The 20859-nt window shown below is 46.4% G+C and carries 18 protein-coding genes and 1 riboswitch; of the genes, 8 read left to right on the plus strand and 10 right to left on the minus strand.

Annotated features, from left to right (window positions below):
* Positions 1-11 precede the first annotated feature (11 nt).
* A complete protein-coding gene (locus tag OCU90_RS00525; protein ID WP_017086954.1) occupies positions 12-500 on the plus strand; it encodes a type II secretion system protein M in 489 nt (162 codons plus the stop codon).
* Position 501: 1 nt separating this feature from the next.
* Positions 502-1281, plus strand: a complete 780-nt coding sequence (locus OCU90_RS00530; protein WP_061023691.1) for a type II secretion system protein N — start codon at positions 502-504, stop codon at positions 1279-1281.
* A 144-nt stretch (positions 1282-1425) separates the two neighbouring features.
* On the opposite strand, the gene cysQ is transcribed toward OCU90_RS00530, so the two are convergent.
* The 4 genes from cysQ to OCU90_RS26075 all read right to left on the minus strand — a co-directional run bounded on the left by cysQ (position 1426) and on the right by OCU90_RS26075 (position 4563).
* Positions 1426-2253, minus strand: coding sequence for a 3'(2'),5'-bisphosphate nucleotidase CysQ (cysQ, locus tag OCU90_RS00535; protein WP_017109205.1), 828 nt, complete (start codon positions 2251-2253; stop codon positions 1426-1428).
* Between the two features lie 36 nt (positions 2254-2289).
* Complete coding sequence (gene nudE, locus OCU90_RS00540; protein WP_017109204.1) at positions 2290-2841, minus strand: ADP compounds hydrolase NudE; 552 nt, start codon at positions 2839-2841, stop codon at positions 2290-2292.
* Between the two features lie 314 nt (positions 2842-3155).
* Positions 3156-3740: a Fe-S biogenesis protein NfuA gene (gene nfuA / locus OCU90_RS00545; RefSeq protein ID WP_009848013.1), complete on the minus strand. Its 585-nt coding sequence runs from the start codon at positions 3738-3740 to the stop codon at positions 3156-3158.
* Between the two features lie 109 nt (positions 3741-3849).
* Positions 3850-4563: a ComF family protein gene (locus OCU90_RS26075; protein WP_169798675.1), complete on the minus strand. Its 714-nt coding sequence runs from the start codon at positions 4561-4563 to the stop codon at positions 3850-3852.
* A gap of 93 nt (positions 4564-4656) precedes the next feature.
* Here OCU90_RS26075 and bioH point away from each other — a divergent pair, with 93 nt between their 5' ends.
* Together bioH and OCU90_RS00560 are read left to right on the plus strand one after the other, a co-directional pair.
* The gene (gene bioH / locus OCU90_RS00555; RefSeq protein WP_061023693.1) at positions 4657-5433 is read left to right on the plus strand and encodes a pimeloyl-ACP methyl ester esterase BioH; all 777 of its coding nucleotides are present in this window, start codon (positions 4657-4659) and stop codon (positions 5431-5433) included.
* 175 nt (positions 5434-5608) lie between these two features.
* Positions 5609-6082, plus strand: a complete 474-nt coding sequence (locus OCU90_RS00560) for a hypothetical protein (RefSeq protein ID WP_017107878.1) — start codon at positions 5609-5611, stop codon at positions 6080-6082.
* A gap of 262 nt (positions 6083-6344) precedes the next feature.
* Here the strand turns inward: OCU90_RS00560 and OCU90_RS00565 are convergent, their stop codons facing one another.
* Complete coding sequence (locus tag OCU90_RS00565; protein WP_061023695.1) at positions 6345-8675, minus strand: Tex family protein; 2331 nt, start codon at positions 8673-8675, stop codon at positions 6345-6347.
* A gap of 690 nt (positions 8676-9365) precedes the next feature.
* The gene (gene greB / locus OCU90_RS00570) at positions 9366-9848 is read right to left on the minus strand and encodes a transcription elongation factor GreB (RefSeq protein WP_017079316.1); all 483 of its coding nucleotides are present in this window, start codon (positions 9846-9848) and stop codon (positions 9366-9368) included.
* Positions 9849-10026: 178 nt separating this feature from the next.
* Here greB and ompR point away from each other — a divergent pair, with 178 nt between their 5' ends.
* Together ompR and envZ are read left to right on the plus strand one after the other, a co-directional pair.
* On the plus strand, positions 10027-10746 hold the full coding sequence (ompR, locus tag OCU90_RS00575; protein ID WP_004735642.1) for an osmolarity response regulator transcription factor OmpR: 720 nt from the start codon (positions 10027-10029) through the stop codon (positions 10744-10746).
* 153 nt (positions 10747-10899) lie between these two features.
* Entirely contained in the window at positions 10900-12195 is a 1296-nt protein-coding gene (gene envZ, locus OCU90_RS00580) for a two-component system sensor histidine kinase EnvZ (RefSeq protein ID WP_017080818.1), read from the plus strand.
* A gap of 275 nt (positions 12196-12470) precedes the next feature.
* On the opposite strand, the gene recG is transcribed toward envZ, so the two are convergent.
* From recG to gmk, 4 genes are all read right to left on the minus strand, one after another.
* Positions 12471-14549, minus strand: a complete 2079-nt coding sequence (gene recG, locus OCU90_RS00585; protein ID WP_029405087.1) for an ATP-dependent DNA helicase RecG — start codon at positions 14547-14549, stop codon at positions 12471-12473.
* Positions 14550-14836: 287 nt separating this feature from the next.
* Positions 14837-16963, minus strand: a complete 2127-nt coding sequence (gene spoT, locus OCU90_RS00590) for a bifunctional GTP diphosphokinase/guanosine-3',5'-bis pyrophosphate 3'-pyrophosphohydrolase (RefSeq protein WP_004735646.1) — start codon at positions 16961-16963, stop codon at positions 14837-14839.
* 45 nt (positions 16964-17008) lie between these two features.
* Positions 17009-17281: a DNA-directed RNA polymerase subunit omega gene (rpoZ, locus tag OCU90_RS00595; RefSeq protein WP_004735648.1), complete on the minus strand. Its 273-nt coding sequence runs from the start codon at positions 17279-17281 to the stop codon at positions 17009-17011.
* Positions 17282-17573: 292 nt separating this feature from the next.
* The gene (gene gmk / locus OCU90_RS00600) at positions 17574-18197 is read right to left on the minus strand and encodes a guanylate kinase (protein WP_004735650.1); all 624 of its coding nucleotides are present in this window, start codon (positions 18195-18197) and stop codon (positions 17574-17576) included.
* A gap of 323 nt (positions 18198-18520) precedes the next feature.
* Positions 18521-18620: riboswitch (purine riboswitch) on the plus strand.
* 58 nt (positions 18621-18678) lie between these two features.
* Here gmk and OCU90_RS00605 point away from each other — a divergent pair.
* The gene (locus tag OCU90_RS00605) at positions 18679-20049 is read left to right on the plus strand and encodes an NCS2 family permease (RefSeq protein WP_017086947.1); all 1371 of its coding nucleotides are present in this window, start codon (positions 18679-18681) and stop codon (positions 20047-20049) included.
* Positions 20050-20283: 234 nt separating this feature from the next.
* Positions 20284-20709 carry a phosphate-starvation-inducible protein PsiE gene (locus OCU90_RS00610; RefSeq protein WP_017079068.1) on the plus strand — a complete coding sequence of 142 codons (426 nt, stop codon included), beginning with the start codon at positions 20284-20286 and terminating at the stop codon, positions 20707-20709.
* Positions 20710-20859 lie beyond the last annotated feature (150 nt).

The following is a 20859-nucleotide window of genomic DNA, read 5'->3' on the forward strand; positions in this document are numbered from 1 at the left end:
GGAGATCAGTGATGAGAAATATGATTGAACCACTCCAAGCGTGGTGGACTTCAATAAGTCAAAGAGAGCAACGATTAGTTGTTGGTTGCTCAGTTTTATTGGTGTTGGGGGTCGTTTATTGGGGGTTATTACAGCCACTCAGTCAGCGAGCTGAACTTGCACAAAGTCGTATTCAAAGTGAGAAGCAGCTTCTTGCTTGGGTAACGGACAAAGCGAATCAAGTCGTTGAACTACGAGGCAGCGGTGGCATCAGTGCCAGCCAGCCTTTAAACCAATCTGTGCCTGCTTCTATGCGTCGGTTTAACATCGAGCTGATACGCGTACAACCACGTGGTGAGATGCTGCAAGTGTGGATTAAGCCTGTACCATTTAATAAGTTCGTTGACTGGCTGACATACCTGAAAGAAAAGCAGGGTGTTGAGGTTGAGTTTATGGATATTGATCGTTCTGATAGCCCTGGGGTTATTGAGATCAACCGACTACAGTTTAAACGAGGTTAATGTGAAACGCGGTTTATCTTTCAAATATGGCCTGTTATTCAGCGTCATTTTTATCGTTTTTTTCTCAGTAAGCTTGTTGCTGCATTTGCCTGCCGCTTTTGCTCTCAAGCATGCGCCCGCTGTGCGTGGTTTAAGCATTGAAGGCGTTGAGGGCACCGTTTGGCAAGGTCGCGCTAACAATATTGCGTGGCAGTGTGTCAATTACGGCTCAGTGCAGTGGGACTTCCAGTTCTCTAAACTATTCCAAGCCAAAGCCGAGCTTGCGGTTCGCTTTGGTCGTAACAGCGATATGAACTTATCCGGTAAAGGTCGTGTTGGATATAGCATGAGCGGTGCTTACGCGGAAAACTTAGTCGCATCCATGCCAGCAAGAAACGTGATGAAATATGCGCCGGCTATCCCAGTGCCAGTGTCTATTGCCGGACAAGTTGAACTGACGATCAAACATGCGGTTCATGTTCAGCCTTGGTGCCAATCTGGTGAAGGTACGCTTGCTTGGTCTGGTGCAGCAGTCGACTCGCCAGTGGGTTCATTAGACCTCGGCCCTGTGATTGCGGATATTACCTGTGAAGACAACACCATTGCAGCTAAAGGCATCCAGAAGAGTGAGCAAGTGGACAGTGAGTTCTCTGCGAGCGTAACGCCAAATCAAAGCTACACCTCGGCGGCATGGTTTAAGCCAGGCGCAGAATTCCCATCAGCGATGCAGAGCCAGCTTAAGTGGTTGGGCAACCCTGACAGCCAAGGTAAATATCAGTTTACTTACCAAGGTCGTTTTTAACTCGGTATCGACTTCTGAGCTAGCATCCGCTGGTTATCAAATAACGAGATATAAAAAATGGGCACCTCAATGAGGTGCCCATTTTGTTTGAATGCTTAACTGCTTAACTGCTTAATTGGTTAACCACGATCAAAGCCGTCGAGTTTAGTCTTTACCTTGTAAGATTTCTGCCCAAGGTAAGTCCGCATCGCCAAGCACAATGAAGTTTGGATTCTCTAGAGTATCCCTTTCATTGTAAGAGAGCGGCTCTAATTGAGTGCTTAGGATTCGGCCTCCGGCTTCTTCAACAATGCACTGGGTTGCGGCTGTATCCCACTCTCCGGTTGGTCCAATACGTAGATAACAATCCACAGCACCTTCTGCGACTAAACATGCTTTAAGCGCTGCTGAGCCAAGAGGAACCAAGTCGTAGTTCCAAGCAGAGCTCATACGACTAGTGATGCGGTTGATGTCTTGACGGCGACTGATCGCCATCGCGATGGATTGGTTTGGCAGTTCATGGCGGTGTGTCTTAATCTTCACACTGTCATTAAGATCTGGGATCTTCCAAGCGCCTTTGCCACTGTAAGCGTAATAGCTCACACCTGAAACGGGGGCGTACACGACGCCCATTACCGGCTTGTTATGCTCAATTAAGGCAATAATTGTCGCGAAATCACCACTTCTTGCAATGAACTCCTGCGTACCATCCAGCGGGTCAACCAACCAGTAGCGATCCCATTGAGATCGTTGCTCTAGGCTGATGTCGGCGTCTTCTTCGGATAATACGGGAATATCAGGCGTCAATTCACTGAGTTTTTTTAATATCAGCTTATGTGCTGCAAGGTCGGCACTGGTGACCGGAGTGTCATCACTCTTGGTGAACTCTTCGTAATCTTTTTTCTCATAGATCTCTAAGATGAGCTGTCCAGCCGATCGTGCGATCTCAATGACTGGAGGGAGGAGGTGAGACAAATCTTTTGTTATCGGCATAAATATTCTCTTACTCTTCGAGCGAGCCTGAATGTTCTAATTATTGTTTAATACACGAAGGGCTAATAGTAGAGCTGTAATACTGCGAGCCTCACAGAAGTCGAGATGCGTTAACAGTTCTTCGGCTTGAGCAAGTGGCCAGCGGACAATGTCTAGTGGCTCTGGCTCATCACCTTCTAGCTTCTCTGGATAGAGTTCTTCTGCGATAAACAGCGTCATTTTGCTAGAGAAATAAGAAGGGGCGAGAATCACTTCTTTTAAAGGCGTGAGTTTATTAGCGCCAAAGCCAATCTCTTCTTTTAGTTCACGAACCGCGGCTTCATTTGGTTGTTCGCCGGGATCAATCAGTCCTTTTGGGAAGCCGAGTTCATAGCGTTCAGTACCCGCAGCGTATTCACGCACCAACAGAATATCGCCGTGTTCAGTAATCGGAACCATCATTACTGCGTTGCGACCGCTGGGCTTCATGCGTTCGTAGGTACGCTCTACACCGTTGGAAAAGCGTAAATCGAGAGACTCGATAGAGAATAGTTTTGATTGAGCGACAGTTTGTTGAGCCAAAATTTCTGGCTTGGTCCTTTTTGTCATTGCGCTCGCTCCTTAGCTCATTGGAATTCTTTCTTATAAAGTCATTCTAATATAGGGGAAATAGAGTTGAGTTCCTAGATCCTAGTTTTCATATCCTGAAATTATTGAATCAGGAACCGATTGCGATCACTTGAATACCTTACTCCAAATGGTAACCCGCCCGTCATTATTGGCATTGAACGAGAAATAGACGGTTCAAAAGTACTCTGCTGTTTTAAACACAAAAAAAGGTTGATGCTTGCGCATCAACCTTTTTATTGAATCTTTAACTTTCTACTGGCTAAGACTGTATGAGTGCTTAGTCGTAAAAGAGCTTAGTAGTAAGAGTGCTCACCGCGATCGTGTTCAGTTGCATCACGAACGGCAGTCAATTCACCTTCGAATTGTTGAAGAAGTTCTTTCTCGATGCCTTCTTTAAGCGTTACATCAACCATAGAACAACCGTTACAACCGCCGCCAAATGCAACGATAGCAGCACCTTCTTCAGTTATCTCTACTAGGCTAACGTGACCACCGTGGCCAGCAAGCTGTGGGTTCACTTGTGTTTGGATTGCATACTCAACACGTTCGATCAACGTTGCATCGTCTGATACTTTACGCATCTTCGCGTTTGGTGCTTTAAGTGTAAGTTGAGAGCCCATTTTGTCTGTAACGAAGTCAATTTCAGCTTCATCTAGGAATGGTAGGCTTAGCTCATCTACGTACGCAGAGAAAGCTTCAAAAGAAAGCTTTGTGTCAGACGCTTCGATAGCATCTGTTGGGCAGTAAGAAACACCACACTCAGCGTTTTGCGTACCTGGGTTTACCACGAACACACGAATGTTTGTACCTTCAGGCTGCTGTGACAGCAGATTGGCAAAATGAGTTTGAGCGGTTTCTGTAATAGTAATATTTGACACGACGAATACCTGAGTAGATTTGTAGGTTATTAGCGCCATTCTACTCCTGTCAGATTTGTAATTCAGCCCTTTTTTGTTGGATTGCTGTACAAGTAGCGATTCACAGCTTTTATCCAGAGGGCTCAGGAGTGCGGCAGATGCAGTAAATATCAATCCTTTTCACGCCTACTTCAAGTAGTAATTGGCATAATTGATACACAGTACTGCCGGTGGTTACAACATCATCAATTATCGCGACGTGAGAAGGGACAGTTCCTTGAAAGTCTTGTTTTCGAAGCGTAAAAGCACTCTTTAGATTGTGTAATCGTGCGGATTTAGTTAGCCCTTGCTGAGAAGCGGTTGAGCGAATTCGACGGAACAGCACCTCATCTTTAACACCAAGTTCTTGAGCTGTGTAATTAGCAAGCAGCTGACTTTGATTAAAGCCACGATGAATATATCGACGCCAATGCAGAGGTACGCTGGTGATCAGCGGAGCAGGGTGCTCGATACGTGAAGCCAATAACTTTGACAGATCGCGTGCAAACCAAAACTTATCGGCGTACTTCATTTGTTGAATGTAACGTGCTGTTGGAAAGGTGTAGTCCCCAACGCAATAGAGACGATGCCAAGGTGGAGGTTGAGATAAGCATTGACCACACTGTTCGACGATCGTCAGTGTTTTCAAGCCACATCGTTGGCAGCGAGGAACTGACTCAAAGAGATTAAGACAAGAATCACACCATCGAGGGTGAGCATCGCTGTGCGACTTATCTAGCTTGCACAGATGGCATTGAGGTGTGACCAGACGTGGTGTGTGTTTTTGTAGCCAATCAGATAACATAGCTCGTGATGCTTTTGGGTTATGGTGTTCCTTTTACTCACCATACTGAAAAGCACAGATAATCGCCGATGAAAAAAGTAGGGAATATTGAGAATGAGTGACGCGTTGTATTGGCATGTTTCTGGGCAAGGGCCTGATTTAGTTCTGGTTCACGGTTGGGGTATGAATGGTGCCGTATGGCAGCAAACGGTTACTGCTTTAGAAGCTGACTTCCGAGTGCATGTTGTTGACCTTCCTGGGTATGGACACAGCGCGCACTGCCACGCTCAAGATCTTGAAGAGATTGCTCAACAACTATTGGCCGACGCTCCCAAGCAAGCGATTTGGGTTGGTTGGTCACTCGGTGGGTTGGTCGCGACGCACATGGCTCTCCATCACTCAGATTATGTAAGCAAATTGGTGACTGTCGCCAGTTCTCCTAAATTCGCCGCCGCAAAAGAACCGGTTTTATGGCGAGGCATCCAGCCAAACGTATTAAGCGCATTCACCGAGCAGCTGGTTGAAGACTTCCAAACCACCATCGAACGCTTTATGGCACTGCAGGCCATGGGTAGCCCTTCAGCAAGACAAGATGTCAAACAACTCAAGCAAGCGGTGTTGTCGCGCCCATTACCAAATCCTGATTCATTATTGGCTGGTTTAAAGATGCTGTCTGATGTCGACCTCCGTGAACAACTGCCACAGATCTCTGTGCCTATGCTGCGTTTATACGGTCGATTAGATGGGCTTGTGCCAATCAAGGTTGCAAAATATTTGGACAAAGCCATACCTCATACCGAGCAATACATCTTCACGCAGTCTTCACACGCGCCTTTTATGACTGAAGCGGATGCCTTTTGCAGTGAACTGGTCAGCTTCGCCCAAAAATAATCGCTAAATTTATCGCTGGCTTGGTCGATATATAACCTAACCAAAGCGTTGCATGATACTCAGACCTCACTCTCTCCTGAGCTGATTGCGGTAAGTTTTGGGCTATGCCTGTTATGTAACTCAGCACAGCAGTGTTATGGCAATAGTGATGGGCGATTCTTGAGGAGAGTTCGCGATGATTGTGTCACCTGCAACTGCAGTAAGTGTGCCACTGATCGCCCCATCCGTTAATGTGCAAACAGAGCAAGTTGCGCGTGATAATAGAGTTCGAGAGCCTGTCGCTCCCGCAGTAGCATTGGCAAAAACCAATGCAGAACGAAAGGTAAAACCGGACGATAAACGAAGGCAGCAGTCGGCTTGGGATCCTTCAGACCATCCTGGTTATGAAATGGATAATGAGTCAGAAGCCAATTCGATTAGCCATGAAGAGCCTCAAGATCCTTTTGATAGGTTATTCAGCTTGTTGGCACTGAAGACATACAGTGCTGACCAAGGAAAAGGCTATACCATGCGTTTCCGCCTGCCAAAGCATGTTTTAGATGCGGCGATCCAGGAGGGACAGATGGAGAAACGACGTAAGGTCATAAAATACCATTATGGTCATGCTGTTGCGCCTCATGCTCCATCAGAAATGCTGATTGTGTTGTAATTATACTCTTCATACTTGAAGCCGCAGCGTTGTTAACTGCGTAAGTTCACCCTAATTACATAGAACCCCTATGCTCATAGGGATGAACTTACTTGTTGCCTAGCTGCAACCCCAATTATTTCGAGTATAAAATACGTAGAATACAGCTCAGCTTCGATGTCTTTTTTGAACACATAATAAAAACCTGCATACCCTAAGGGATGCAGGTTTTCTGTTTTTACAGGCTATTTATTTCACGACACGCAGTCGTTTCATTGACCTATTATTTCTTCGCTTTAGCAAAGGCAGCGGCAAAAGCACCACCCATCGCCGCGTTTTGTTGCGGTTCTTCACGGCGGCGTTGTCCACCTTGCGAATTTTGATTCGGGCGGTTTTGCGTGCGAGGTGCACTTGAACGTTGTGCGCGGTTGTCTTGGCCGGGTTCATCTTTCATACGCATGCTTAGCGCAATACGTTTGCGTTGAACATCCACTTCCATCACCTTCACTTTGACGATTTCCCCCGTTTTCACGACTTCATGAGGATCAGAGACAAAACGATCGGTTAGCGCTGATATATGCACTAAACCGTCTTGGTGAACACCAATGTCAACGAAGGCGCCAAAGTTAGCTACGTTTGAAACCACACCTTCTAAGATCATGCCGGGTTCTAGGTCAGACATGCTATTTACGCCATCGGCGAAGGTTGCTGTCTTGAATTCAGGACGGGGATCTCGACCCGGCTTATCCAGCTCTTTAATGATGTCGGTTACCGTAGGTACACCGAAGTTCTCATTGGTGTAATCAACCGCATGTAAACCACGTAAGAAGTCTGTATTACCTACCAGAGACTTGATGTCTTTGTGGTTTTTCTCGGCGATGGCTTTCACCAATGGGTAAGCTTCTGGGTGAACCGAAGATGCGTCTAGTGGATTCTTACCATCCATGATTCTTAGGAAACCCGCACACTGTTCAAACGCTTTTGGCCCTAAACGAGCGACTTTTTTGAGTGTTGTACGCGCTTCGAAGCGACCGTTTTCATCACGGAAGTCCACGATGTTCTGGGCGATGGTGTTAGAAAGGCCAGCAACACGAGTTAACAGTGCGGCAGAAGCCGTATTCACATCAACACCAACCGCGTTTACACAGTCTTCGACAATCGCATCTAGGCGCTTAGCGAGCATAGTTTGGCTCACGTCGTGTTGGTATTGGCCCACACCGATCGATTTAGGGTCAATTTTCACTAGCTCTGCCAGTGGATCTTGCAGACGACGAGCAATAGACACTGCACCACGAATCGATACATCCATGTTCGGGAATTCTTTCGCCGCTAACTCAGACGCGGAATAAACTGATGCACCCGCTTCGCTGACAATAATCTTTTGTGCTGTTAGGTTGCCGCGTTTAATCACATCAGCAACAAAGCTGTCTGTTTCGCGTGAAGCCGTACCATTACCAATCGCAATCAAATCAACATTGTATTGGCGAACCATCTGCTCAACCACGTGTGCAGATTTGTCGTATTGCTTCTGTGGTGGGTGAGGGTAAATGGTCTCTGTTGCCAGAACCTTACCGGTTGAATCTACAATGGCGATTTTTGAACCGGTACGTAAACCTGGGTCCAAGCCTAAGGTTGCTCGAGGGCCAGCAGGCGCCGCCATCAACAAGTCTTTAAGGTTGGTTGCGAACACTTCAATCGCTTCGATTTCACCGCGTTCTTTCATCGCGCCCATTAGCTCAGTTTCCATGTGCATAGAAACCTTGATACGCCACGCCCAGCTAATCACTTGCTTACGCCATGCATCTGCAGGTGCGCTGCTCAGGGTAATACCGTAGTGATCAGAGATGATGTTCTCGCAGTAAGAACCACGTACACCTTCTTCTTGCTCAGGGTCAGCATTCATTGCCAGCGTTAGGAAGCCTTCATTTCGGCCTCGCAACATCGCAAGCGCACGGTGTGAAGGTACTTTATTGAGTGTTTCGTTGTGTTCGAAGTAATCTTTGAATTTCTCGCCAGCTTGTTCTTTGCCCGTCACGACACGTGAAACGAGTTCTGAGTTACGCGTGAGATGTTGGCGAATCTTTTCAAGTAGATTTGCGTCTTCTGCAATACGCTCCATCACGATAGCACGTGCACCATCTAGCGCGGCTTTAGTATCAACAATGCCTTTATCGCTGCTGATGAAGTTAGCGGCTTCGGTTTCAGGATCGTGTTGTGGTTCATTCCAAAGTGTATCGGCGAGTGGCTCTAAGCCTGCTTCAATCGCGATTTGACCTTTGGTACGACGCTTTGGTTTGTATGGCAGGTATAAATCTTCTAGGCGCGTCTTGCTGTCGGCTTGAGTGATGTCACGCTCCAGTTCTGGCGTGAGCTTGCCTTGGTCTTGAATAGACTTCAGGATCGTTTGGCGGCGATCGTCTAGTTCGCGAAGATAAGAAAGGCGGCTATCAAGGTTACGTAGCTGGGTATCGTCTAAGCCACCCGTGACTTCTTTACGGTAGCGGGCAATAAAGGGAACAGTGTTACCGTCGTCAATTAGGTTGACTGCGGCGGTGACTTGCTCTGAACGAACATTCAGTTCTTCAGCAATCAGTCGACAGATAGCTTGGCTCATCCGATGAATCTCTTATTTAATATCATGACAAATACATGGGGGTGAGCGTACGCTTTTTCTAGCTTTGGCTGTGTAATTATCGTGTCAGAAGTCGAATTTCCGTTTGTGATATCCGCTTTGTGCGAGATCTCTCACACGTGATGTAAGCCTAAGTCACCTTAAACCTGTCAATATGTCTTAATTTAACTGTAAGTTGTTGATTTTTAATCACGTGGTGTTTTAGGGCGTATTTCTCACTCGAAATGTTTTTTGGGACTATCTAGGAAACTCGCCCAAATACCGTAATATTTAACTTGTCGACAGGGAGTTGGCAGGAACAGGAAAAAGCCTAATGGACTAGGTATCTTCAGGATGAAGATTTGATTACTTAGGATGAGTGGTCAGCAAGGAAGTAATAATCTCTGGATGAGATTCGCCAGTCAGGATGACAGGCTAGAATGGACACCGCTAGGATGGCGATGAACAAAAAGGAAATTGGTTAAAGGATTTAGCCACTATCAAGGACAGATGCAGGGAGCACCTTATCTCGAAGAGATAAACAGTAGCCGGATTGCTGCGATAGAGACTTAACCCCGCCAGGCGCAAGCCTAGCGGGGTTTTCTTTTATCTGGAGTTTGGGTTTGTCTGCTCGACCTGTGATGGCCGGTTAATCACGCTAAGCCATAAGCCATAAGCCATAAGCCATAAGCTTTATGCGTCGTCTGCGTAGCGAATCGAGTTAATGAACCACTCTTTATCGCCTTCCGGTGTGGTTACCGTAAACTCATCATCCACTTCCTTCTTCAGCAGAGCTCTAGCCATTGGCGAGTCGATAGAGATATAACCTTTCGCATCGCCGTAGATCTCTTCAGGGCCGACAATACGAAACTTCTTCATTTCCCCATCATCATTCTCAATCTCGACCCAAGCACCGAAAAATACCTTACCTTCTTGTTGCGGTGAGTAGTCCACGATCGTGACATCAGGCAGGAACTTGCGTAAGAAACGCACTCGGCGATCAATCTGACGAAGCAAACGCTTATTGAACGTGTAGTCTGCGTTTTCTGAACGATCTCCAAGGCTTGCTGCCCAAGTGACTATCTTAGTGATTTCTGGACGCTTCTCGTGCCATAAGTGGTCATGTTCTGCTTTGAGCTTGTTATAACCTTCTCGGGTGATCAGTTTGGTTTTCATAAATCTGACTTAATGAAATGATGTTCTAAGATAGAATATATAGAAAGGCAACATACGTTAACAATTATTTAGGCGACTTTTTCTCCAATAATGTTACATTTTTAATGTCTTATACCAATATACAATTTACCAAGAATGCTTAACCTTAGGTTTGAGCTTTAATAGGTGGAACCATTACATGCAAGAAAACTACAAAATTTTAGTGGTCGATGACGATGCTCGTCTACGTGCATTACTAGAACGCTATCTGTCAGAGCAAGGCTTTCAAGTGCGTAGCGTGGCAAACAGTGAGCAGATGGACCGCCTGTTAACCCGTGAAAATTTTCACTTGATGGTATTGGATTTAATGTTGCCGGGCGAAGATGGTCTATCGATCTGTCGTCGTCTACGAAACGCAAACAACTCGCTGCCTATCCTTATGTTGACGGCAAAGGGTGATGAAGTGGATCGCATTGTGGGCTTGGAAGTGGGTGCTGATGATTACCTGCCAAAACCATTTAACCCGCGTGAACTGCTTGCTCGTATCAAAGCGGTAATGCGCCGCCAAGTGATTGAAGCTCCGGGAGCGCCAAGTACGGAAGAATCTGTGGTTGCCTTTGGTGAGTTCCGCTTGAACCTAGGTACACGTGAAATGTTCCGTGGTGAAGAGCCAATGCCTCTGACCTCAGGTGAATTTGCGGTACTTAAGTCATTGGTGACGAATGCTCGTGAGCCAATGTCTCGCGATAAGCTGATGAACATGGCTCGTGGCCGTGAATATTCAGCGATGGAGCGTTCTATCGATGTTCAGATTTCACGTCTGCGTCGTCTAGTTGAAGAAGATCCAAGTAAACCTCGTTACATCCAAACGGTATGGGGCTTGGGTTATGTATTCGTTCCAGATGGCAAAGCTGTGTAATCCAGCTTTATAAGCTCTATAGCTGCTTTACCGATTCTGTGAATCTTACGGGTCATCTCATTAATATGTGATGGCCCGTTTTGTATTCAGCACAAGGGTTTACAGCTATAGTTCCCACTATATCCCTTTATCATCCCTCACTTTAGGTCTTCTATGCGCATACGTAGCTCCTTTACTCAGTCGATAGTGCTCTTTTTAACCTTGTTGGTTGCTAGCCAAATCTTTTCTTATTACGCGGTGTTTAACTATGCATTGATGCCGAGTTTGCAGCAGTTTAATAAGATTCTGGCTCACGAGCTAAACCTCGTCTTGGATCAAGGCAGTGATATCGAGATTGATGCGCCACTGCGTCAACGTGTGCTTGAGCAGCTCGGAGTGACGGTTCACGCCAAGGACAGCGAAGCTGCGGGTGAGTATTACCATGCAGTAGCAATCGATCTGATGAGTGAGGAGATGACCAAAGAGTTGGGCTCTGAAACCGAAGTACGGCTGATTCTAGGCAAAGAGAGCTACGTGTTGTGGATGGACATCGCGCAGCTGCCTAACTCCTTGATTCGTATTCCTCTGTCTGAGCTGCAAGAAGAAGACTTTGCGCCTCTGTTCCGTAACAGCCTGATCATGGCGATGTTGATTGTCGCAGGTGGCTGGCTGTTCATTCGCTTGCAAAACCGGCCTTTGATAGCGCTAGAGAAAGCCGCCCAAGGTGTGGGGCGTGGCGATATTCCACCACCATTGCCAGTGCAAGGTGCGCAAGAGATCCGCTCGGTAACTCGAGCCTTTAATCAGATGTCGAAAGGTATCCAAGAACTCGAAGAAGATCGCGCTTTGTTGATGGCAGGTATCAGTCATGATTTACGTACTCCGTTAACGCGTATTCGCTTAGCGACCGAGATGATGTCGCCAGAAGATAGCTATTTAGCGGAAGGGATCATCAGTGATACCGAAGAGTGTAATGAGATCATCAGCCAGTTTATGGATTACCTAAAGCCCGTTGATCGAGATTCATTCCAAGAGGTATTTGTCGATGATATTGCCCGAGAAGTTTCTAGCTCAGAAGGTGGCTACGAGGTACAAATTGAAACCGATATTCCAGAATCGATGAAGCCTGCGCTAGGTAACCCGATCGCGATGAAGCGTGCCGTGAGTAACTTGGTGGTGAATGCGCTGCGCTATGGCAATGGTTGGGTCAAGGTATCGACTGGCATGACGGCTGATAATAAATTGGCTTGGGTGACCGTTGAAGATAATGGCCCTGGGATCCCGCAAGACCAAGTCGGTAAATTGTTTGAACCGTTCACGCGTGGTGACACCGCTCGTGGCAGTGAAGGTACCGGTTTAGGCTTGGCGATTGTGAAACGTATTGTCAGTCAGCACCAAGGCGCGGTAGTGGTTAATAATCGTAGTGAAGGTGGCTTAAAAGCGCAGATCAGTTTCCCTGTGAAGCCCTAGTTATCATCGGTCCGTGTGATGACGATAAGTTCGGTTCGGGGAACTGTTAAGAGATCCCCGACTCGGTCATTCTTCCCTCTCGGGGATGACAAATTGCTAACCATGGACTTTGATGATGAAAGTTTACTTTGATCGTCATTCCCTATCGTGAGGAACGAGCGAATAGGGAATCTCGCTCTTGCTTGATGAAAGTAACGCACACTAAAAAGGCTTCCTTGAGGAAGCCTTATTTACGTTTGAATGTGGTCTCAGTGTTAACTATGCCTTAATGTTAACTACGCCTTAGAGTAAACATCGCGTTCACCCAACCAACGGTTAATGATCGCCTTGGCATTGTCTGGGTAGCTATCGTGAATATGACGAGCAATACGCTGCACTTCTGGGATTAAACGTTGGTCACGAATTAGATCGGCGATCTTGAAATCAGCCAAGCCAGTTTGTTTGGTACCGAGCAATTCACCGGGGCCACGGATTTCTAAGTCGCGCTGTGCAATCACAAAGCCATCGTTACTTTCACGTAGCACACCTAAGCGTTTCTGAGCGGTTTTAGACAGCGGTGAGTGATACAACAATACACAATGACTTGCGACCGAACCTCGGCCAACACGGCCCCGCAGTTGGTGCAGTTGCGCTAGGCCAAGACGTTCTGGGTTCTCGATGATCATTAAGCTCGAATTCGGTACATCCACACCGACTTCAATCACGGTTGTCGCAACCAATAGATGCAGCTTGTTCTCTTTGAACTCTCGCATCACCGCCTGTTTCTCGGCGGGTTTCATACGGCCATGGACTAAACCAATTTTTACGTCAGGCAGTTTGCGTTGTAGCTCTTCTGCGGTATCAGCTGCAGCTTGAGCTTCCAGTACTTCCGATTCATCAATCAGCGTACACACCCAGTAGGCTTGTTTGCCTTCATTGAGACACGCATTTTTCACACGTTCAACAATGTCATCGCGCTTGGTATCAGGAATCGCTACGGTTTGAATTGGTGTTCGTCCCGGTGGCAGTTCATCAATAATCGAAGTTTCGAGGTCGGCATAGGCCGTCATTGCTAACGTTCGTGGGATTGGGGTGGCGGTCATGACCAACTGATGGGGGTAGTAGCCTTGCTTTGCGCCTTTCTCACGCAGTTCTAATCGCTGGTGGACGCCAAATCGGTGTTGCTCATCAATGATCACTAAGCCAAGGTTTTTGAACTCGACATGTTCTTGGAATAGCGCATGAGTACCGACCACCATTTGCGCTTCGCCGCTGGCAATACGTGTTAGTTCAGTTTCACGAGCCTTACCTTTGAGTTTACCTGCCAGCCAACCGACTTGAATGCCCATCGCCTCAAACCAGTTAGCAAAGTTAATCGCGTGCTGTTCTGCCAATAGCTCGGTTGGTGCCATCAGTGCCACTTGCTGACCATGTTCGAGTGCGCGAACGGCTGCCAGTGCGGCGACTAAGGTTTTACCTGAACCTACATCACCCTGTACTAAACGCATCATAGGGTGTGGCTTTTCAAGGTCGGCTTCGATCTCTTTAGTCACCCTTACTTGAGCATTGGTTGGTGAAAACGGAAGTTGAGCTAACAACTTATCTTTGAGGGTGTTTACTGGAGGGAAAGGCATCGCTTTGTCTTGCTGCCCTTTACTACGAACAGACAGCATCGATAGGTTTTGAGCCAGTAGCTCTTCCATAATCAGGCGTAGCTGCGCAGGGTGTTTACCTTCATCAAACAGCTCTAGGTCAATGCCCGGCGGAGGCCTGTGAATGGTATGCAGTGCTTGCGCGAGTGTTATTTGGTGGTCGTATAAACCGGATGGGAGAAGCTCGTTAACTGCGGCCTTGTCGATTAACTCTAAAGCTTGATCGGTAAGATTACGCAGCGTGACTTGTCTTAGCCCTTCGGTGGTTGGGTACACCGGAGTCAGATTGGCTTCAACGTCTGGCTGTTGCCTCGGCGCAAAGAATTTGTAGTCAGGGTGGACGATCTCAAGCCCCATATTACCGCGCTTGATCTCACCATAAGCATGCACTTGTTTGCCTTCAGCAAAGTTATTCTTCATGCCTGCAGTGAAGTTGAAAAAACGTAGGGTGATGGTGCCATTACCATCACTGATCTTTACTGCGAGCATCTTACGTTTACCGAAAATGGTATCGACGTGCATTACCTTGCCTTGCACTGCTGCCCATAAACCAGCATGCAGTTTTACGATGGGATAGATACGCGTTCGATCTTCATAGCGCAAAGGCAGGTGAAATAGCAGGTCTTGTACATTGTTAAGCCCAACCTTCTCTAGTTTCTCTGCGACTTTAGCGCCGACTCCAGATAAAGAGTTGAGAGGGATAGCAGATAAAAGCTGTGACATAACAAGGCTCATAAACGTAAGAGAGATAATCTATTCAAGCATTTTACTGGATTTTTGTACAGGGTAAAGCTTAGAAGCAGATGAGGGATGAGAGTGAACGAGATACGAAAAGATTAGAGCAGGTTCGGGATACGAGTAAACGGGGTACTAAAGGGGGACACAGAAAACAGGGCAGTACAAAAAATTAAAGCAGACTCGAAATACGAAGAGTTGAGGTGGTGAAAAGCTTTTGCTCTTCGCATCTCGAGACTCGTATCTCTCATCTGCTTTATTTATCTGCTTTTAGATCAGTTCTTACGACGTTTTACTTTCAGCGCGTGTGGCATCACACGTAGCTTTTTCATAATACTTGCAAGATGAACACGATCTTTGGTCGTCAGCAAGATAGTCACTGTGTACAGGCGTCCATCACGTTCTTCGGTTGAAATACCGTGAATGTTTGAGCCCGTTTTCGAGATAACGTTCGTTAACTCTGCCAGTGCACCTTGGTGGTTCTGGATGTCGATCTGAAGTTCAGCTGTGAACTCTTGATCGTAATCGTCAGACCATTCTACCGCCATGTATTTGTCTGGTTCTTTTTGGTAGCCACGAACGTTTGGACACGTTTCGCGGTGAACCACAAGGCCACGACCTGGAGATACATGAGCAATGATGTGATCGCCTGGGATCGGGTGACAACAATTTGCAAAAGTCAGTAGTAGACCTTCAGCTCCGCGGATAGCTAGTTTCTTCCTAGGCGCATCGCTGTTGTTTTTCACTTCAGTCAGTTCGTCAGCATCACCCAGTAGGCGACGAGCAATGACGATACTCATCAGCTCGCCAAGACCAATCGATGCTAGCAAGTCTTCAACACTTTCTAGGCGTAAGTCAGACAATACATGCTCGAGGTTCTCTTGGCCGATATCGGCAATAGAGTGCTCACCAAGTGCGTGATTCAGTAGACGACGGCCTAGGGTAATCGACTCTTCACGGCGCATTGTCTTCAGAACCTGACGGATCTTAGTACGAGCGCGTGAGGTCACCACGTAGTTGAGCCATGCAGCATTCGGACGTGCGCCCGGAGCACTGATGATCTCAATGGTTTGACCATTCTTCAGCGATTTACTGAGTGGGTAAGGGTTCATGTCGACACGAGCACCTACACACATGTTGCCCACATCGGTATGTACCGCGTAAGCAAAATCGACCGCTGTTGCACCCGCAGGAAGTTCGACGATGCGACCTTTCGGCGTGAACACGAAGATCTCATCTGGGAACAGATCAGATTTAACGTTTTCAATGAATTCGAATGAGTTACCTGCGCTTTGTTGCAGTTCAAGTAAGCTCTGCATCCAACGCTGTGCTTTAACCTGTGCAGTTGTCCCATTGCTACTGCGTGAGCCACTGCCTTTGTAAGACCAGTGCGCCGCGACGCCTTTATCGGCCATTTGCTCCATATCTTCGGTACGGATCTGAACCTCTACAGGTACCCCGTGAGGGCCGATCATTGACGTATGAAGAGATTGGTAGCCGTTGGCTTTTGGTACCGCAATGTAATCTTTCATGCGGCCCGGACGTGGCTTGTACAAGCTGTGAGCCTGGCCAAGTGCGCGATAACAAGTGTCTGGGGTGTCAACCACTACGCGGAAAGCGTAGATGTCCATAATGGTGTGAAAGCGCTGTTCTTTGGTTTTCATCTTGTTATAGATGGAGAACAAGTTCTTTTCACGACCTACGACGCGAGCAGACAAACCGACTTCTTCAAGACGGCCTTCAATTTCGCTATGGATACGTTGGATCATTTCCTTACGGTTACCACGCGCAGCTTTCACTACATTTCTGAGTACGCGATAACGGTTAGGGTAGAGGGCTTCGAAGCCCAACTCTTCTAGTTCGGTCTTGATGTTATGAATACCAAGACGGTGAGCTAGCGGAGAATAGATCTCTAAAGTTTCACGAGCAATACGACGCTTTTTGTCAGGACGAAGTGCCCCAAGCGTGCGCATGTTGTGAGTACGGTCAGCTAATTTGATCAAGATAACGCGGATGTCTTGCACCATGGCGAGAACCATCTTACGGAAGTTCTCTGCTTGCGCTTCTTTGCGATCACGAAATTTAAGCTTATCCAGCTTAGATACACCATCAACCAGTTCAGCAACGGTATTGCCGAATTGAGCTTCTAGCTCCTCTTTTGTAACTTCAGTATCTTCAATTACATCGTGGAGTAGTGCGGCTTGCAGAGTTTCGATATCCAGACGCATTTCTGCCAGGATTCTTGAAACAGCAACAGGATGGATTATGTATGGTTCACCCGTTGAACGGGTTTGCCCTTCATGGGCATTTCTCGCTACCACATAAGATTGACGCAGAGCCTCAATTTGAGGCTCTGTTAGGTATTCTTGGGCAACGTCTTTGAGGCTATCGAATAGATACAAATTAAAGGCCCGGAAGGTTAATTAGTTCGAATGACGTTGATTCTATCAGCGAGTGTGAGCGATGCTGCTTACTGCTGCAAGTTCAGCCGCTTCTTGCTCTTGTTGCTCTTGACGCTCACGAGCATCTAGTACGTCTTTAGTGATAAGACCTTCTTCGATTTCGCGAAGAGCGATAACCGTCGGCTTATCGTTTTCTTCAGGCACTAGTGAATCTTTGCCGCCAGTTTGCATTTGACGTGCGCGGCGAGCCGAAATAAGAACTAGGTCGAAACGGTTGCCAACTTTTTCAACAGCGTCTTGAACAGTTACGCGTGCCATGAGGACTCCAAATAGTAATTAACTAATAAATTTTATATGACGAGAAAGTATACAAGTTTAACTAGAGACTTTCTAGCTCACCGTATACTTATCTCAATGGAAAATCCAGTTATACCCATCACAGTAAATAAGTGATCATAAAAAGCGCCGGAAAAAGGCTTGAGAACAAGGCAGCTCTAATCGACAAAGAGTTTCGATAAGTAGTGACCCTACAATCAAAAATTATAACGACGTTATCAGGCTTTTTAGCAAGCTAGAATGACCAGTTGTTTACTACGATTGGTATCAGAGATTATTCCGCTAGTAGTGCTGTAAGCATGCCGCTGTATTTAGCTGCTTGCTTATCTTCTTTTAAGCGCTCCGCACGAATGATTGCTCTGAAGTCCATTAAGGCTGCATCAAAGTCATCATTCACGATCACATAATCGTATTCTGCATAGTGAGAAATCTCAGATTTTGCTTCGCTCATGCGTTTCGCAATAACTTCGTCGCTATCTTGACCGCGAACATTTAAACGACGCTCTAGCTCACCATTTGATGGTGGAAGAATGAAGACACTCTTCGCTTGAGGCATTTGTTCACGGATCTGACGAGCACCTTGCCAGTCGATATCTAGGAATACATCGATACCGCGGTTTAGGTTTTCTTCAATCCAAACACGTGAAGTGCCGTAGTAGTTGCCGAATACTTCAGCGTACTCTAGGAACTCACCTTTCTTAATCAGGTCTTCAAAGTGATGTTTCTCTACGAAGTGGTAGTGAACACCATTCTCTTCACCAGGGCGCATACCGCGAGTGGTGTGTGAAACAGATACCTTCATTGCGTAGGTTGGATTGGTTTCCAGCATTGCTGAGATCAAGCTCGATTTACCTGCGCCACTAGGTGCAGATACGATGTAAAGAGTACCTATGCCCATCTGTATATTTCCACTGTTGGTTGGATTGAGTGAAGGCGATAAACCGACACTATAAAAGATAGCACTGACCTAATTTTTGTTCCGGTGGTTGCGTCTATAAAGGAATAACTAGTAAAACTAATAGGTGCAACTGGTGAAAATTAGGTCAGAAAAATGGAGGCGAAGAGTAGCATATTTAGATGATTGAGAACAACTGGCTTGATCGTTATTTATCAGCGAATGATCTTTTCAAGGATCTTTGTATAACTGCAATGGCTCGTCATCTTCACTTTTTTATGTGATCTGGACAAAATTTGTTGAAGTTTTAATCTCAATCCTTACAATCCGCGCAAACGATTAAATGCTGTATATATCTAGTGATATGGACTAGATGTTTCTACTACCGAGCCTACCTTGGTGACTACAGTTTTTAGTGTAGAGACCCCTCTATTCTCACAGCATTTGAATCTCAAATTTCTTAATTTATTACATAGGTTTTGTTGTGAATACCGACTCCACCCTGAAAGCCCAGAAAACGTCTGGCTCGCTTGACACCCTGTTCAAACTCTCAGAGAGAAAGACCACGATCAGCACTGAGCTGTACGCAGGTTTTATTACCTTCCTAGCGATGAGTTATATCTTGGCGGTTAACCCAGCAATTCTGGGGGGCATCCCGGGGATGGACAAAGGGGCTGTCTTTACGGCTACGGCTCTTTCTGCTGCTATCGCAACGCTTATCATGGGTATTTGGGGTAACTACCCAGTCATGCTGGCTCCGGGCATGAGTATGAACGGATTCTTCAAAGGCCTATTGTTAAGTGGTTCAGTTGCAGTACTTTGGAATGAAGCGCTATTTGGTATCTTCCTATCCGGTATCCTTTATCTCGCTTTCTCGTTGACCAATATCCGTAAGTCGATGATTGAATCAATTCCTGAAGATTTGAAGCTAGCGATTACCGTATCTCTCGGCTTATTCATTGCTTTCTTAGGCCTTAAGAATGCAGGCATCATTGTTTCTAACCCGTTTGTACTGGTTGGCTTAGGTGACATCTCAGATCCGAAAGTGATCATCGCTTACGTGAGTATCTTCATCGCATTGGGTTGTATGGTTCGTGACATTAAACTAGCAACCTTCATCTCGTTCGTTTCTGCTATCGCGCTGACCATTCTTGCTGATGTATTCATGGGCACATCAAACGCACCAATCCCAGACCAATTTTTTTCTATGCCACCAAGCATGGCGGGCAGCTTTGGCGCTATCTTTGATTTCTCAGCTTTTACGCCTGAGAAAATGTTCGATTTGTTGTTCATCGTACTTATCTTCCTGATTGTCGATTTCTTTGATGGCTTGAGCACGATTGTGGGTGTTGGCCGCGATGCAGGTATCATCGACAAAGACGGTAAGGTGCCAAACGCGAAATCGGCGCTAGTGGCAGATGCGGGCGGTACGGTGATTGGTTCGATTCTTGGTACCACATCGATCACTGCGTTCTCTGAATCGGGTATTGCTTCTTCTCAAGGTGCGAAAACAGGTTTAGCGGCAGTCATGGTGGCTGGCCTATTCCTAATCTCGTTATTCCTATACCCGATCTTCTCTATCTTCTCAGCGGCAATGGTCGCGCCTGCGATGGTAGTGGTAGGCATCTACATGGTGGGTCGTCTTGGTCAGATTAACTGGGAAAAGAAAGAGTCACGCATTGCAGCCTTCTTTACCATCATGTTCACCGTTCTAAGCTTCTCTCCAGCAAACGGTATGGCGATGGGCTTCATCAGCTACGCATTCACAATGGTTGTGGCAGGTAAGCGCAAAGAAGTACACCCGCTTATCTACGGCCTGTGTGTGGTGTTCTTAACTTACCTAATACTGCTATAAGCCTAATGGCGAAATAACGTTTGTTAAGTAGCAGTCGTTAAGTAAAAGACAAACAGATGGCTCTGCAGTAAATGCGGGGCCATTTTTGTATCTGTTGTTTCTTACCTTTGCTTTTTATTGTTGGTTACCGATGAATTGATGGTGTTATCCCCAAGTCGATGCTTTGACAGTACGCGACTTATATTGATGCATGCTATTGTAGAGACTGGATTAATTATTTTTTGAAGAGTGACTATGCCTTCTAACTTACCTAAATCTTTTAGTAAGCCGTTTTTAAAAGTATTCCACATTATGGAAGCGGTATTGCTGGTGGCGATCACATTGGCGACCTTGTTTGCGATGGTCGAAGAGTTCATGCATGTCTTCGCTGAACGCCGAGTGCAATTGACCGACATTCTGCTGATGTTTATCTATTTAGAAGTGTTGGCAATGGTTCAGCAGTTTGTGATGAACGGTAAGATCCCAGTGCGATACCCCATCTACATCGCGATGATGGCAATTGCTCGTTACATCACTTTGGGTATGAAAGAACTCGATGCGGTATTGATCGTTTGGTTATCTTTAGCGGCATTTATCTTGGCCGCAGCAACACTCTTGATTCGTGTTGGGCACCATTATTGGCCATATGTCGATCTAAGAACCAAGCAACCGGATGAGTAAATCAATCAGGTTATAAGCTAATAAGAGCCCAGCCATGTTGCTGGGTTTTTTTATTGCTCTTAATGTGTCCAAAAGACACAAGGGTGTCTCTTTTATTACGTTATTTTATTTGTCAATATGACTCTAATTGTTGTTTTTTCCTTGCTGTAT

It is taken from the genome of Vibrio splendidus (assembly GCF_024347615.1).
Lineage (GTDB): Bacteria > Pseudomonadota > Gammaproteobacteria > Enterobacterales > Vibrionaceae > Vibrio > Vibrio splendidus.